The sequence below is a fragment of the Pseudopedobacter beijingensis genome (genome assembly GCF_042678145.1).
Lineage (GTDB): Bacteria > Bacteroidota > Bacteroidia > Sphingobacteriales > Sphingobacteriaceae > Pseudopedobacter > Pseudopedobacter beijingensis.
Genome location: NZ_JBHUDG010000044.1, coordinates 17,817 through 32,535, shown reverse-complemented (window position 1 = coordinate 32,535; position 14,719 = coordinate 17,817). Strand labels below are relative to the sequence as shown.

Annotated in this window: 14 protein-coding genes; 1 reads left to right on the top strand and 13 read right to left on the bottom strand. The window is 36.0% G+C overall.

The features are described 5' to 3' along the window. Positions 1-75: 75 nt before the first annotated feature. The 5 genes from ACFSAH_RS15305 to rpsT form a co-directional block, all read right to left on the bottom strand. Positions 76-372, bottom strand: a complete 297-nt coding sequence (locus ACFSAH_RS15305; RefSeq protein WP_379663612.1) for a cell division protein ZapA — start codon at positions 370-372, stop codon at positions 76-78. A 24-nt stretch (positions 373-396) separates the two neighbouring features. Then, a complete protein-coding gene (locus tag ACFSAH_RS15300; protein ID WP_379663611.1) occupies positions 397-687 on the bottom strand; it encodes a hypothetical protein in 291 nt (96 codons plus the stop codon). Between the two features lie 6 nt (positions 688-693). Continuing rightward, positions 694-3,093 (bottom strand): phenylalanine--tRNA ligase subunit beta, encoded by a 2,400-nt coding sequence (gene pheT, locus ACFSAH_RS15295; protein ID WP_379663610.1) that lies wholly within the window; start codon positions 3,091-3,093, stop codon positions 694-696. 163 nt (positions 3,094-3,256) lie between these two features. Continuing rightward, positions 3,257-3,970, bottom strand: coding sequence for a RadC family protein (gene radC, locus ACFSAH_RS15290; RefSeq protein WP_379663609.1), 714 nt, complete (start codon positions 3,968-3,970; stop codon positions 3,257-3,259). A gap of 95 nt (positions 3,971-4,065) precedes the next feature. Beyond that, positions 4,066-4,317: a 30S ribosomal protein S20 gene (rpsT, locus tag ACFSAH_RS15285; RefSeq protein ID WP_379663608.1), complete on the bottom strand. Its 252-nt coding sequence runs from the start codon at positions 4,315-4,317 to the stop codon at positions 4,066-4,068. Between the two features lie 261 nt (positions 4,318-4,578). Between rpsT and ACFSAH_RS15280 the strand changes: the two genes are divergently transcribed. Next, positions 4,579-5,547, top strand: coding sequence for a zinc dependent phospholipase C family protein (locus ACFSAH_RS15280; RefSeq protein WP_379663607.1), 969 nt, complete (start codon positions 4,579-4,581; stop codon positions 5,545-5,547). A 143-nt stretch (positions 5,548-5,690) separates the two neighbouring features. Here ACFSAH_RS15280 and ACFSAH_RS15275 read toward each other — a convergent pair whose 3' ends face one another. The 8 genes from ACFSAH_RS15275 to gldF form a co-directional block, all read right to left on the bottom strand. Then, a complete protein-coding gene (locus ACFSAH_RS15275; protein ID WP_379663606.1) occupies positions 5,691-7,961 on the bottom strand; it encodes a cation:proton antiporter in 2,271 nt (756 codons plus the stop codon). Between the two features lie 152 nt (positions 7,962-8,113). After that, complete coding sequence (locus ACFSAH_RS15270) at positions 8,114-8,833, bottom strand: LytR/AlgR family response regulator transcription factor (protein WP_379663605.1); 720 nt, start codon at positions 8,831-8,833, stop codon at positions 8,114-8,116. Then, entirely contained in the window at positions 8,799-9,545 is a 747-nt protein-coding gene (locus tag ACFSAH_RS15265; RefSeq protein ID WP_379663604.1) for a sensor histidine kinase, read from the bottom strand. Before ACFSAH_RS15265 ends, ACFSAH_RS15270 begins: the two co-directional genes overlap by 35 nt. A 15-nt stretch (positions 9,546-9,560) precedes the next feature. Continuing rightward, the gene (locus ACFSAH_RS15260) at positions 9,561-10,208 is read right to left on the bottom strand and encodes a DedA family protein (protein ID WP_379663603.1); all 648 of its coding nucleotides are present in this window, start codon (positions 10,206-10,208) and stop codon (positions 9,561-9,563) included. A gap of 83 nt (positions 10,209-10,291) precedes the next feature. Further along, the gene (locus tag ACFSAH_RS15255; RefSeq protein ID WP_379663602.1) at positions 10,292-10,999 is read right to left on the bottom strand and encodes a DUF4397 domain-containing protein; all 708 of its coding nucleotides are present in this window, start codon (positions 10,997-10,999) and stop codon (positions 10,292-10,294) included. Between the two features lie 143 nt (positions 11,000-11,142). Next, positions 11,143-12,267, bottom strand: coding sequence for a DNA polymerase III subunit beta (gene dnaN, locus ACFSAH_RS15250; protein WP_379663601.1), 1,125 nt, complete (start codon positions 12,265-12,267; stop codon positions 11,143-11,145). Between the two features lie 43 nt (positions 12,268-12,310). Then, complete coding sequence (gldG, locus tag ACFSAH_RS15245; RefSeq protein ID WP_379663600.1) at positions 12,311-13,996, bottom strand: gliding motility-associated ABC transporter substrate-binding protein GldG; 1,686 nt, start codon at positions 13,994-13,996, stop codon at positions 12,311-12,313. Continuing rightward, positions 13,990-14,718, bottom strand: a complete 729-nt coding sequence (gene gldF, locus ACFSAH_RS15240) for a gliding motility-associated ABC transporter permease subunit GldF (RefSeq protein ID WP_379663599.1) — start codon at positions 14,716-14,718, stop codon at positions 13,990-13,992. The genes gldG and gldF overlap by 7 nt, the downstream gene beginning before the upstream one ends. Position 14,719: the final 1 nt, after the last annotated feature.

Genomic DNA, 14,719 nt, shown 5'->3' with positions numbered 1-14,719 from the left:
TTTTAATAGTGAAACCTAAAATTTAACTGCGGTTAAATTTCTTAAAACTCGAACTATGTATAAAGAACGATTATATTACTTTTTCTGTTCAAAAAAATCAGCCAAAACACTGTCTAAACTATAAACTTTTTCGGCCAGGTCTGTATCTTCATTGCTAGCCTTTTTTTCTGCTTTTAATGATGATGTTGCGTAATGTAACACACACATAGAAAGCAAATCTTGTTTATCTTTTACCGCATAATTTTCTTGAAATTCTTTTATACGGTCGTTAATTAATTTAGCAGCCCTTCTCACTAATTCCTCTTCATCTGAATCTATCTTTAAGGGATAGACACGATCAGCAATATTTATTTTTATGGAGATATCTCCCATATTTGAGTTTCAATTCACCTTGCATTACTTTTTAAGCAATACAATACATTTATCTATTTCCCGCACAAATTCGTTAATTTTTTGCTTTATGTCAAGTGTTTTTTCATTTGAACCTTCTAAACTTTTCGCAAGTTTCAGTACTCTTACCGATTCTTCAAGCTCTTTTCGTTTATCTTCACTGGTATTCAAAGCTACCTTCAAAGACTGATTTTCAAGGCTTAAAAGGTCGTTATGCTCCTGTAAAGCATTTGCTAAATTTATCAGTTCCTGGGTGCGGGCCAGAACCCGATCTAATTTTTGTGCTAAAACAGACATCAATCTTTATTTTCTAATTTCTGCACCTGATTCTTTTTCTAAGTTAAGAATTAATTTCTGCATTACCGAATCGATCTGCTTATCTGTCAAAGTCTTCTCATCGTCCTGCAAAATAAAGCTTAACGCATATGATTTCTTACCTTCAGGCAACTTATCTCCCTGGTAGACATCAAAAACATCTACTGCTTTCAACAAACCTCTCTCTACCTTTAAAGCTATCTTTTTCAGCTGTTCAAAAGTAACCGATTTATCCAGCAACATAGAAAGATCACGTCTAACCGCTGGAAATTTAGCCACTTCCTTATAGCTAATTTTGTTGTTTTTTATAATGGTAAATATCAAATCCCAATTAAAAACAGCAGCATATACAGGTTTATCTACATCTGTTAATTTTGCAGCAGCATCAGAAACCTTTCCAAACCTCACCAATGTCTTAGGTCCTTTTCTGTACTGCACTCCATAAGCGAAATCTACATGATCTAATTCATCAGAATTTAAATTGGTAATATTCAATCGCTGTAAAATACTATCAACAACAGATTTTATTTTATAGAAATCTGTATGAGATCCTTCTGTATTCCATACGGCACTACTATACTTTCCGGTAAGAAATATAGCCAGCTCTGCATTTTCCTGATATTTATCCTCCTCTACGTTATAAATCTTACCAAACTCATACAACTTCAGATCCTGATTTTTGCGGTTACTGTTATAAGCAACGGCTTCTAATCCAGAATACACCAATGACTGACGCATAACATCTAAATCAGAACTCAAAGGATTCAAAATCTTTACTGCATGCTCCAAATCTTTTGAATAAGCAGATTTGGTAAGCGAATTAGATAAGATCTCAAAAAAGCCATTTGCAGAAAGCATATCAGAGATAGTCTGCTGTACAGTTTCTTTATCTGGTTTGGAGGTATAATTTAGTGAGGCATTTACTTTAGAAGGGATAACAATATTATCATAACCATAAATACGCAAAATTTCTTCTACAACATCTACTTCTCTGGTTACATCCACTTTATAGGTTGGCACTTCTAAATCCAGTACCTTGCCTTTATCTGCAACTACCTTAATTCCAAGATTTTTAATTATAGACTTTATTTTATCATCCCCTATCTCCTGGCCAATTAAACTATTAACCCGGTCAATAGACAATTCTACTTTAAAATCCTGTACAGGATGAGGGTAATGATCAAAAATAGCTGAAGATATATTTCCACCTGCGACTTCCTGAATCAATAAAGCTGCCCTTTTCAATGCATATACCGTAATTTCCGGATCTGTCCCTCTCTCAAACCTGAAAGACGAATCTGTTTTCAAGCCCAACCTCTTCGAGGTTTTTCTAACAGATACGGCATTAAAATATGCACTTTCCAGAAAAATATCTTGAGTACTTTCTTTAACTCCCGAAACCTCTCCTCCAAAAACACCAGCTATACACATCGGGTCCTTTTCATCACAGATAACCAGGTCTTCTTTCTGTAGCTTTCTTTCTATGCCATCCAGTGTAACAAAGCTCACTTCACTGCCCGCTCTTCTCACTACAACTTTATGTCCTTTTATCTCACCAGCATCAAAAGCATGTAAAGGCTGTCCCAAATCGTGAAGCACATAATTGGTCACATCTACAATATTGTTAATACTTCTGATACCTATTACCGCCAATTTTTCTTTTAACCATTGCGGAGATTCCTTAACTTCTACTCCGGAAATTGTTACCCCACTATATCTTGGCGCAAGATCTTCTGCTTCTACCTCTAGTTGGAAAGAACTTGTTGTTGAATCTATTTTAAAAGAATCTACCTTAGGCATTTTCACCGGAATCTCCAGATACGCAGCTATATCTCTGGCTACTCCCAGGTGCGACGCAGCGTCTGCCCTGTTTGGTGTCAGCCCTATTTCATACAAATAGTCATCATTAAGATTAAAATATGCTTTTGCCAAAATACCCACCGCTGTTTCTTCAGGTAAAACCATGATACCATCATGAGATTCGCCTAAACCTATTTCATCCTCTGCACAAATCATTCCTTCAGAAACTTCACCTCTAATTTTTGACTTGCTAATTTTAAATGGCTCACCGGTTTTGGGGTAAACCGTTGTACCTACTGTTGCCACGACTACTTTTTGTCCGGCCGCTACGTTAGGTGCTCCACAAACTATCTGTAAATCCTCTTCTCCGCCTACATTTACTTTAGTTACACGCAGTCTATCCGCATTTGGATGTTGTACTGCCTCTTTCACGTAACCAATCACTAAACCTTCTAAACCACCAGGTATAGCCTGAACCTGTTCAAGGCTCTCTACCTCTAAACCAATTGCGGTCAAAATTATAGATATTTCCTCTGGAGAAGAGTTAATGTCAAGAAATTGCTTTAGCCAATTATATGATATTTTCATTTACTTCTTTTTCTGAGGCACAAAAATAGGAATTTTAAGAGAGATTTTGCCGAAACTTACCCTCTCTATTCCTTATTTTTCAATATTCCTACAGGTTTACTGGTTAAAACAGCAAAACATATTATACTAAAAAAGAAGCCCAACACCAGAAACGCCGTAAACACTACCTCATCCCCGGCATCTTTCCTTCGTCCGCAAAGCTATAATAACAACCATCTCCAAAAATAAGATGGTCAAATATGGGTAAATCTAAAAGTCTCCCTCCCGACACCAGCCTTCCGGTTAACCCTATATCTGCATCACTAGGCGTTAAATTACCCGAAGGATGATTATGCGCAACAATTACACCTGCCGCATTATATTCCAGTGCAGTCTTAAAAACCACTTTAGGATCACAAACAGTAGATGCCCAACCTCCTTTTGAAACCAGGTTTTTGCCCACCACCTTATTAGCTTTATTCAATATTAACATCCAGAATTCTTCATGAGTTAAATCTTCAAACACCGGACGCAATAACTCATAAGCATCTTTAGAACAGGTTATTTTGGTTACTCTTCCATTTTCAGTTTCTTTCCTACGCCTTCCCAATTCCAAAGCAGCCATAATGGTAATAGCTTTAGCTTCACCAATGCCTTTAAATTTAGAAAGTTCCTGCACAGAAAGTCTTGCTAAAACACCTAAATCGTTCTGAAAATTATGTAAAATTCTTTTGCTGAGATCTACAGCAGATTCATTTCTGTTTCCTGTACCAATCAGTATAGCAATAAGTTCAGCATCCGAAAGTGCTCTTCTGCCATGGAGCAAGAGTTTTTCCCGAGGCCTATCCTCTTCAGCCCAGGTAGTGATAGGAATGTTTGGTTTATAATGCAGATTCATAATTGAATCTACTAATTACCCCCGGTAATTAAAAATAAAAAGCGAGACTTAAAAATCTCGCTTTTCAGATAAAAGGAATATCTTATATATTCTTATTATAAAGAGTTTACAAGTTTAGTCAATTTAGACTTGTTGTTAGCTGCTTTATTTTTGTGTATTACGTTTTTCTTTGCCAAACGGTCTAACATAGAAGTAACTTTAGGCAATAATGCTACTGCTTCTTCTTTTGTTGCGGCTGTACGTAACCTTTTAATAAAAGTTCTTGTAGTTTTTGCCTGATATCTGTTACGTAAGCGTTTCGCTGCGTTTGATCTAATTCTTTTTAATGCTGATTTATGATTTGCCATTTCTAAGCTTTTATTCCTTTAATACAACTTCCCTATTCGGGGATGCAAATATAGATTGAAATTTTCAAAATACAAAGTGCTCATTTAAAATTTTTTATTCTATTGTCATTAAAACCAATTTAAGGACTTATTATCAGCCATCTTTCTTTGTTTTTTCAGTCAGATTATCCTTTAAAAAAGCACTTTATACACCTGCAAATTAACATATAAGATTTTTATTCCCTAAATTTAATTTTAATCAGATTTACATTTTCATATTCGATGATGAAAAAAAACCTAACCAGAACCATTGTATTACTCGGCTCAATTATCTTGTTAAGTTCATGGGGATTTTATGCTCACAAGAGGATAGCTCGTTTAGCTGTTTTTACGCTCCCTAAAGACCTCATCGTCTTCTATAAGGGAAATATCAATACAATTACAGAAAGATCTGTAAATCCAGATAAACGCAGGGGAATTGACCCTTTGGAAGGTCAGCGGCATTTTTTAGATGCAGATTATTACGGAGAAAACCCTTTTGACAGTATTCCTGTTAAGTGGAAAGACGCGATTAACAAGTTTTCTCAAGACACTCTCCAAACCTACGGGACAGTCCCCTGGCAAATAGAAAAAGTATATTATCAGCTGGTAAAGGCTTTTGCTGCCAAAGATTCGGCTAACATTATCCGGTTGTCTGCAGATCTTTCACATTATATTGCAGATGCTCATGTACCGCTGCATACTTCTATGAATTATAATGGACAACTAACCAACCAGATTGGAATACATGCCTTTTGGGAAAGCAGGCTACCCGAACTTTTCGCTAAAGACTACGATTATTTTGTAGGACCCGCAAAATATATAGACAATCCATTACAAGAAGCATGGCGTATTGTGAAGGAGACCTACAGCCTGGTTCCTTTAACACTAAAACTTGAGAAAGAAACTAACGGCAATTTTGCTCCCGACAAAAAGTACACGTATAGCCAAAGGAATAATAAGGTAATTAAACAATACTCCGAAGAATATTCCCGAAAATACCACGAGGTGCTCAATGGAATGGTAGAGAAACAAATGCGCAAAGCTATTTTAGCAACCGGGAGTTTTTGGTATTCTGCATGGATAGATGCAGGACAACCCAACCTGAAAGCAATATCCAGAAAAGACATTCCTATTGCCGAACAAAATGAAATCAACAAAGAAGAACAGCTTTATTTGCAAGGTAAAGTTTTAGGTAGAGAGGATTTATAAATCTTTTCTACCCTTTTTAATACAAACTCTATTTCCTTTCTTATTCCAAAAATTAAAGAAGCTCCATCCTTCGTTAAGAGAAGCTTTAAAGCTGTGTTAGAGATGCTTCTGCAATTCTTCTCCCAAACAGTCATATATCGTCCTTATTTAGTTAAAATAAGAGTAGAAGGCACATCAGACAACCACAAGCTTTTGGTATCTACCAGTTTCTTCCAGCTATCAAAACTAATCAGCATAATATCCTGCGTTTTCAGAAACTGTTTATCTATTTTCTTTTCGTTAAGCAAGCTGATATGATGAGGTGCGTTTTGCTCAATAGATCGTATAGATTCTTTCATATGCAGATTCTTTTTCACTTGCCCGGTGGCATCCAGAATCACTACCTGAGATTTAGAACTATTGATTAGCTTTAAGGCATATCTTATTAAAAAAGCATCTTCTTCTGAAAAAATAGGGATAAATACATAATCAAGCCTCTCCAAATCCTTATCCAGCAGCACCCCTACAGGCACTGCACTTTTAGAAACAATCAAACGCGTTCTTTCATCAAAGGGAGAATTCTCAAACAATCCTTTTCTTCCCGTAACCTGATCTAACAACCTGTCAGGATTAATAATTTTAGTAGTAAAACCTAAAATTTTACCTAATAAGCTTCCCTCAAAAATTGATTGCCCAACACCTATCAGCAGTAAATCATAATCACCTTTATTGGCAACCTCTACAATATCAGAGTCTATATCATTAGATACCTTAAACAAGGTAACAATGGGTTGATTAAGCTGCTCTGATTCTTCCTCCAGTTCCAAAAAGCTTTCTTTTTCGTATTCATCTATATTATAAGCATGGAGTTCTGTGCTTAAAGAAAGATGCATAGCAGTAACCGAAGCGTTTCCATTCAGTTTTTTCACCAGTCCGTTTGCCAAACGCAATAAAGACCTACCTCCTTTTGGATTAGCAAAAGATATCAGTACCTTAAACTTATTACTCAAACTAATTTCCTGATGTTCCGCTTGCGGTTTATTCTTAAAAATCCAATTGATCAGATCTAACGCCGGCCCGGTCATAAATGTAGTTACAAGAGCCATAATTACCATCATCGCAAACACTTCCGGAGTCAGCACCCCTAAATCATAACCTATATTCAGCACCACCAGTTCCATCAATCCTCTGGTATTCATAAGCGCCCCAATGGTTAAACTATCTTTCCAGTTTTGCCCAACAAACTTAGCTGCCAGCGCACTCCCCAAAAACTTACCTGCTACAGCTACAAGTATGATCATTCCCGTCATTTCCCATAAATAGGGATCATTCAACAATCCTATTTCTGTTCTTAAGCCAGTAAATACAAAAAACAAAGGCAACAACAACACCAGCGCTACATCCTCTACCTTTTGTATAAAAAGGTTTCTAAACTTATTATTCTCAGGCATAATAGCTCCCGCCATAAATGCTCCAAAAAGCGCATGTATACCTATAACCTCCGTAATATAAGACGATAGAATAAGCACCAGAAAAAATATAGCCACTACGGCTTTACTTAATTTCTCCCGCGAAGCATGTAAATCTCCTACGCGTTTCAAGAAAGGTCTTACCACCTTAATCATAAAAACAACATAGATAATAGCCAACCCTATAATATACAATGAACTTAAAAAAGAACCTGCTTTTACTATAGCTATTACAACTGCTAAAATACACCAGGCCGTAATATCATCTGCCGCAGCGCAGGTTATAACAATTGTGCCCAATCTTGTTTTATGAATACCTCTCTCCTGCACAATACGAGCCAATACCGGAAAAGCAGTAATACTCATAGAGATTCCAAGAAACAGCCCGAATGCAATAAACCCTACACCCTCAGGAGCAAAAGAGCTATAAATAAAATAGGCCAGTCCTAAACCTAATGTAAAAGGAAAAATAATACTTGCATGACTAATAACAACCGCTTCATGTGCTTTATTTTTCAGCACATTCAAATCAAGCTCCATGCCTATCACAAACATAAAAAGTATAAGCCCTATCTGACTTAAGAACTGTAAATTCCCTAAAGATTGAGAAGGGAAAAGTGCACTGGCAAACTCTGGACAATAAAGTCCTAAAAAAGATGGCCCTAAAACAATACCTGCTATAATTTCACCAATTACTGTGGGTTGTCCTATTTTCCCAAACACCCAGCCAAACAATCGGGCAACCAACACAATGGTAATTATCTGAGCTAATAATATAGCCAAAGGATGCCCCAGGTTATGCTGCATAGAAAGAATAAACTCCTCCCACTGACTTCTTTCAGACACGGCTTCAACAACCGACCTACCTTCTTCTAATTGAGAGCCAACTACAACAATCCAGTATATAATTGCTGAAAACACCCCTATAGTTGAAATATAAAAAATACTGTTTTTATACTTTTTCATGTTAAATATTTTTATCAACAACAGACTTCAGAAAAACAAGACTTCCCCATCGCATATCAGCAGTAAAGATGTTGAATTAATGTTTCCTGTATGTGTACAGAAAAACAATCTATCTGACAAATGTAATAAACAGAAGAAAAAATGTAATAAAGTCAGGATTTCAGTTTTTGGACAAAGGCTTCCCGGTAAGCTTCTCCAATACTTAATGTTATTGGTTTCCCATTTTCTGATGATACGTTAAGGGTGATCTCATCATAAGAAAACAATTGAACAGCTTTAAAGGCAACCACTTCTTTTTTATTAATCCTCACAAACTGACTGGAAGGTAAAATGCCTAACAATTTATTAAAAGACACATTTTTAAGCACTACAGTAGAACCATCATAAAAAGAAGCAACCTTATCTCTGGCATCTACTTCCGAGGTTCTGATATAAAACAACTGGTCAAAAAAAAGTAGGGTTTTCCCTTTATTGGTATTAAACTGAAAGAAATCTTTAACAGCATTCTCTTTAACAAACCTGCTTTTCACTTTTGCAATAGCCTGTAAAAGACGTTCTTTTTTTATAGGCTTAACAATGTAATCTATCACATCCAGATCATAAGCTTCTACTGCATATTCTTTATAAGCAGTTGTAAAAACAAGATATTTATTAGTGAGCAGATTTGCAATCTGAAGGCCATTTATTCCCGGCATATTAATATCCAAAATACAAAGATCAAAGTCCAGGGTCTGGTATTCATTTAGAAAAGCGACAGGATCATTATATACCTTCACTATATCCAGTTCCTCTATTTGTTCGCAAAGCAATTTCAAATAAGCCAACCCCGGCAACTCGTCATCTAAGATGATGCATTTTATCAATGTGTTCAAGTAAATTAATTTTTAAATGAGCAACAAAAACTTCGCCTTCTGTAAAACGCTCTAATTTATAACCATTTTTATAAATAAGCTTTAATCTTTGTTCAAGACTCTCATTACCGATACCTCCATTTTCTTTTAAAATAGGTTTACGCTCTGATATTTTATTAGAAACAGTAAGACTAAAATTACCATCTTTTAATTCAAAAACTATGGTTATAAAAGAATCAGGACTCTGAAGATCGGCATGCTTAAAAGCATTCTCTATCAGATCTATAGAAACCATTGGAGCCAATAATTTTTGCGGATACAAAGCTTCGTCATTAACTTTTGTTTTTACATTAAGTTCAAACAAAGGACTTATTTTAATCTTATTAATTTCTATCAGACTTAAGGCAAAATCTATTTCTTCTTTAGCAGAAACAAAACCCCTTTTACTCTCATATAAAATATAATCCAGCACATTGGCCAGCTTATCCATAGAATAATAGGTTTGGTAAGCATGTGATTGTATAGAATTAAGGATATTTTTAAAAAGGTGCGGGTTCAGCTTAGACTCTAAATTCTCTAATTGCAGGTTATTTATTTTAGACTCATACTCCTGAAACCGGGCTTTCAGTTCTGCTTTCTCTGCCTCCGTATTCCTCAACCTTTTAAAAAGGTATCCCACTACCAGAAACAAAATCAAACAGGTCAATATCAATATGTAAGCCAGTGCTTCCATACACCAAAATACCTATTAGGCTTCTTTCTTTTTACCGCCTCTAACCACCTCTACCAGAGCAGGTAGTACTGATATTATAATAATAGCTAATATAACCAGACTAAAGTTCTTTTGTATAAATTCCAGATTTCCAAAAAAGTACCCCAAAAACAAAAATAGAACTACCCATATAAAACCACCTATCACATTAAAAGAGGCAAATCTTTTATAAGTCATTTCCCCCACTCCTGCTACAAACGGAGCAAAAGTGCGTACAATAGGTACAAAACGAGCATAAATTATGGTTTTTCCTCCATGCTTAGCAAAAAAATCCTGTGTCCTGGTCAAATATTCCTTTTTCAGAAACTTGATTTTCCCATTAAATACCTTAATGCCATAATGTTTGCCTATCTCGTAGTTTACAAGATCTCCCAAAACTGCTGCAATAAAAAGCAATACGGCTAATAAATAAATATTTAAACCCGTATCACCCGCCCCAATTAAAGCGCCTGCTGCAAACAACAAAGAATCACCAGGTAAAAAAGGAGTAACGACCAGTCCCGTTTCAGCGAAAATGATAATAAATAATATAAGATAGGTCCAAACCTGATAGTTGCTGATGATTTCGCTTAGATGTTTATCTATATGTAAGATAAAATCTATAATTGAAGTAATGATTTCCACTGTATACTCGGTATATTTTCCCCAAAAATATAAATTTTAGCCGCATCGCCATGTTATATTTTTGTTTTGGTACTTTCTGACTATCAGTTATTCTGGATAACCGAGATTTGCTGAGGGTAATCGGTACTGTTTTTCAGTCCTGAAATAAGAATTGTATAAGATTTCTTTTGTTCAAACACCACATTGGTTACAGTACTTATCTGATTTTCTGGCTGCTGAACATCTGTTAACCTCAAAGTGTATTTACCTGCCTTAAGCTCCTGAAAAACCGAAGCCGTTTTATAATAGGCATTGGTAAATGTTTTTCTTTCCGTAAAGGTATCCAGTTTTGTATAAAGGTTAACACCAAGTTCTTTTGGAGCCAGATGGATAAACCTGACTTTAGCATTGGTCATAGTTTGGGGCAAACTCAAATAATCTACAGTAGCCACCAAAGAAATTTGTTTATTAATAGAATCCATAGGAACAATAAAGAAAGAATAGTTTCTATATGGATTAATATACATTGCTTTTTCCATCACCACAGAATCTGTTGTATAAGATTTTACAATTACAGATCTTCTTCCTGCAGCCAACGTATCATAAGGAGAAAGTTCGTTAAAAGAAAGCGGGCTGTTGTTAACTACTGTTGTGTCTAAATAAAGAGTTACTGAATCGTCTTCCGGCACCATATTACACACCAAAACCTGCGCCCTGCCTAAAAGACCTACTTCAGAATTATCAGCACATGACACTACCAAAAGCATCAGACCTAAACCACCTATAATCCTATTCAATATACTTCTTGTCATCACTGCTGTATTCTAATAACTGCGTCTTCTGAAACTATATATTACTTATTTTCTGCAAATATATTTTTCTATCATATAAATATACAATAAAAAAGGCTTGATGCACAAGTACATCAAGCCTTTTCAAAAATTTAATATTTTATTTATGCGTAGTTATTCAACATTACCGGCATTACCAGCATCAGAATATCTTCGTTTTCATCCGCATTGCTGGGGAATAATAAACCAGCTCTGTTTGGTGTCGACATTTCTATACTCACCTCATCTCCTGCAAGGTTATTCAACATCTCAATCAAAAACTTGGCATTGAAACCGATTTCCATATCTTCGCCATCGTACTGACAACCAATACGCTCATGTGCTTCGTTAGCAAAATCAATATCTTCTGATGATATATGTAACTCGCTTCCATTAATTTTTAAACGAACCTGATGTGTTGTTTTATTAGCAAAAATAACCACCCTTTTCAAGCAGTTTAAGAACAGACTTCTGTCCAGCGTTAACTTGTTTGGATTATTTTGAGGAATTACAGCATCATAATCAGGATAACGCTCATCAATAAGTCTACAAATCATACTGATATTCGCAAACTTAAAGAATGCACTGGTAGAATTATATTCTATTGCTACGTTAATATCTTCTGATGGCAATGCAGATTTTAATAGGTTTAATGCTTTCTTTGGTAAAATAAAAGAAGTTGCACTATCTGCTTTGGTATCTTTTCTTCTGTAACGCACCAGTTTATGAGCATCGGTAGCTACAAACGTAATATTTTCTGGAGATAACTGACAAAACACCCCTGTCATTGCCGGGCGTAACTCATCATTACTTACTGCAAATATGGTCTTATTTATTGCTTCTGATAAAACGGTAGCCGGTATATTTACTGTAGAAGCATCTTCAACTGTTGGAATTTTAGGAAAATCCTCTCCATTTTCACCACTCAGTTTATACTTTCCATCTCCAGCGCTAATTTCTATAGCGTATGTTTCTCCATCAACCGAAAAAGCAATAGGCTGCTCAGGTAAAGTTTTCAGCGTATCTAACAAAATCTTTGAAGGAACGGCAATCTTTCCTCCCTCTTTAGCCTCTACCGCCAAAGACGTAATCATACTGGTCTGCAAATCTGTTGCAGAAATGATAAGATTTCCTTCTTTTATCTCGAATAAAAAATTCTCTAATATGGGCAATACAGCACTGCTACTTAAAGCGCCACTTACAGATTGCAAGTGCTTTAGTAATGTTGTTGTAGAAACTATAAATCTCATCTTATCGGATTATTTTTACTTGTTAATGTCAAAGCTACAAAATTTAAACTGCATACTTTCGCTTCCTGTAAAGATGTTGAAAAATACCCGCTATAATCAACAGTCCTACCGGAAGCAACATATTTATCAACTGCCATTTCAGCTTCTCTTCTTTCAATTTCCCTTTATCCAATAACCTCAGTTTAATTTCTTTGGAACGCAACGAAATCAAATCTCCATCATTGGTTAAATAATCCACAATATTCAACAAAAAAGTTTTATTTCCAAATGATTGTGATGTATACCTGTCAAATCCCAACGGATAGACAGAACCATCCTGCGCAATTTGATTTTTCAGCATATCGCCATCGCTAAACACAAGCATTCTGCCCTCTTTCTCTGCTTCTGGCTGAAGGGGGCTATTATACCCTTCCGGAATTGCCCGGTTTTTAAATACTGAACTAAACTTACCCTCTACCAACACACATACAGCCTTAGGTTTACTTCTGAATTTTTCAGGATCAGGCACATCCTCAACCATATTTAAAGAAATCAGAGTGGGAGCTTGTAAAACCCTATTAAACGGCGATGTTTCCAGTAATACAGTTTTTTGAAGATGATTTGAAGCTATCGTATCTATTGAACTAATAAACTCGGTTTTAATACCTTCCAAATTTCTCACCAGCGGATGCTTAGATACAGGCATAATAATTGGGTAAAACAACCAGGGTACCATTTGCAATTGCCCCTGCCCGCCAACATTCCCTATACTCATCGGAATCTGTGCACAATTCATATCCCCAATAAGGTCATAATTTACCCTAATACCATATTTAAACAATTGGTCGTCCAGGTTCAAATCCCGCTGAAAAGCCAATTGCTCACCTAAACCACGTTGCATACTATCCAATTCTGCATGTACCTGATCTAACGCAAAAAACACCTTACCTCCTTTAACCAAAAACTGGTCAATCTTTATTTTTTCCAATTCAGAAAAAGCCGTATTGGGTTTTGCTACAATCAATACATTTAATTTATCCAAACCTTCTTTAGTTACTTGTGCAAGATCTATCCTCCCCACTTCATAACCATCAGACAAAGCTTTCATGGCATCCTGTAGTTGTAAATCAGAAAGCTCTCCATGTCCTTCCGTAAAAGCCACCCTTGGCTTACCGCCCGATGCCGCTTTTTTTATGGCAGATATAAAAGCATACTCCAGGTTTTGGATAGAATTATTAAGTACCTCATCCGGAGACAAGCCCATCCTGCTCTGTAACAGTTTCACCGGAATACTTTCTTCCTTATACGAAACCAAAGCCGCCGGAAAGATAACTTTTTGAGAAAATCCATCCTCTGTTTTAACACTTAAATTGGTTGGCTCTAGACCTTTCTCGTACAGATAAGCAAAAAACTCCTGTTGTTCCTGCTCATTACGCCCATACGTAGGATCTATAAAATCTATCTCCATATCAGATTTAGAATAAGCCTTAAAGTCAGCTAAAAGATCTGCAGTAGCATTCCTCAACCTCTTAAAACCAGCAGGAAAATTACCCTCCAAAAAAACAGTTATCCTAACAGGCTCATCAATACCCTTTAATATCTGTTTTGAGTTTTCTGAAATTGTAAATCGCTTTTCTGCTGTAAAATCAAACCGGGTAAAAAACACCCCCGCCAGCAAATTCAACAAAATAAGCAAAACCACCCCCAGGGTAAAGTATTTTAAATCTGTTTTTTTCTGTTGCCTTACCATACCCTACTCCTTAAAACCGTACGTGTTGCCAATAAAAAGAAAGCAGTAATACTTAAAAAGTAAATCAGATCACGGGTATCTAAAACACCTCTCCCAACAGATTGATAATGCTCTTCTAAACCCAGACTGGTTAAATAATAAGAAATATGCTGCAAAGACAATATCTGACTTAACGAACCAAACCCGCTAAACATGAAGAAACTGAGAAAAACCGATAATGCAAAAGCGATAATCTGATTTTTAGTAATTGCAGATGTAAAAACACCCAATGCTGTAAATACTGCGGCTAATAACAACGCTCCTATATACGAACCTATAACCGCACCACTATCTATATTCCCTACCGGATTCCCCAAAAAATAAACAGACAGGTAATAAACCAAAGTAGGTAGCAAAGCCACCACAACCACTAATAAAACAGCAAAATATTTACCCAAAATAATTTGCCAATCAGTTAAGGGCTTAGTAGCCAGTAACTCAAAAGTACCCTCCTTTTTCTCCTCAGAAAATGTACGCATACTCACTGCCGGAATCAAAAAAATAAACAGGTAAGGCAGAATATTAAACATAGAATCTAATCCGGCATAACCATATTCCAAAATACTGGACTCTGGAAAAACCCATAAAAAAAGTCCTAAAACTACCAGAAACACCAAAATAGTAATATAGCCCGCAAGCGAACTAAAATAAGACACTATTTCTTTAAATATGATGATACCCATT

Excerpts from the sequence above, each read along its gene's own strand:
- radC (WP_379663609.1), bottom strand. The coding sequence starts at position 3,970 with ATGAATCTGCATTATAAACCAAACATTCCTATCACTACCTGGGCTGAA.
- ACFSAH_RS15275 (WP_379663606.1), bottom strand. The coding sequence starts at position 7,961 with ATGAAAAAGTATAAAAACAGTATTTTTTATATTTCAACTATAGGGGTG.
- ACFSAH_RS15300 (WP_379663611.1), bottom strand. The coding sequence starts at position 687 with ATGTCTGTTTTAGCACAAAAATTAGATCGGGTTCTGGCCCGCACCCAG.
- ACFSAH_RS15255 (WP_379663602.1), bottom strand. The coding sequence starts at position 10,999 with ATGACAAGAAGTATATTGAATAGGATTATAGGTGGTTTAGGTCTGATG.
- dnaN (WP_379663601.1), bottom strand. The coding sequence starts at position 12,267 with ATGAGATTTATAGTTTCTACAACAACATTACTAAAGCACTTGCAATCT.
- gldF (WP_379663599.1), bottom strand. The coding sequence starts at position 14,718 with ATGGGTATCATCATATTTAAAGAAATAGTGTCTTATTTTAGTTCGCTT.
- ACFSAH_RS15305 (WP_379663612.1), bottom strand. The coding sequence starts at position 372 with ATGGGAGATATCTCCATAAAAATAAATATTGCTGATCGTGTCTATCCC.
- ACFSAH_RS15280 (WP_379663607.1), top strand. The coding sequence starts at position 4,579 with ATGATGAAAAAAAACCTAACCAGAACCATTGTATTACTCGGCTCAATT.
- ACFSAH_RS15265 (WP_379663604.1), bottom strand. The coding sequence starts at position 9,545 with ATGGAAGCACTGGCTTACATATTGATATTGACCTGTTTGATTTTGTTT.
- pheT (WP_379663610.1), bottom strand. The coding sequence starts at position 3,093 with ATGAAAATATCATATAATTGGCTAAAGCAATTTCTTGACATTAACTCT.
- gldG (WP_379663600.1), bottom strand. The coding sequence starts at position 13,996 with ATGGTAAGGCAACAGAAAAAAACAGATTTAAAATACTTTACCCTGGGG.
- rpsT (WP_379663608.1), bottom strand. The coding sequence starts at position 4,317 with ATGGCAAATCATAAATCAGCATTAAAAAGAATTAGATCAAACGCAGCG.